At 57.4% G+C, this 552-nt stretch carries 1 pseudogene; it reads right to left on the reverse strand.

Annotated features, from left to right (window positions below):
• Window positions 1–215 (reverse strand): annotated as a pseudogene (locus ACMV5I_RS29660) (IS91 family transposase); the annotation flags it as partial.
• Window positions 216–552 lie beyond the last annotated feature (337 nt).

Here is a 552-nt window from a genome sequence, read left to right on the forward strand (position 1 = left end):
TTGGACTTGCAGCTCTGGCAGAAGAAGCGGGCATGGGTACAGTCGGATGAGGCGCAACAGTAACGGCGAACGCCCATGAGGCAGGTACCGCAGGCGAGCATGCGCTCGACGGCGAGTTTGGTCCAGTGGCTGAGGGTGTCGCCATGTTTATCCAGGTACTTGCACCAGCCGTGGTCATGCTGGAACAGCAGCTTTGTGGGTCGCGGAATATACATTGTGCAGAGTCTAGAGGGTGGCAGGGTATGGGAAAAGAGCCTCGGCGTCAGCAGGCTCACGTCGCAGGCGTGCTATTTTATGCTGGTATCAGTGCGGGGCGAGATCGCGAGGGGCTGGGCACGATCAGCCGCCGCCGGCGTTGAAGTGAGGCAGGGTCTTAAGGACGTTTGAGGCAGCTTTGCTGCCGTGCTCGCCCCGAAGGGGCGCTACGTTCATGGTTAGGAGTTTGGATCGTTTCTTTTGAGAGCAACAGACCATGAACGGTAGCGTGCCGTATCCCCTGATGGTGCAGTATCGCGAAGAGTTATACGTAAAAATGCCGGTTTTGCTGTGTTT

The organism is Serratia sp. T13T92 (assembly GCF_047530105.1).
Taxonomy (GTDB): domain Bacteria; phylum Pseudomonadota; class Gammaproteobacteria; order Enterobacterales; family Enterobacteriaceae; genus Chania; species Chania fonticola.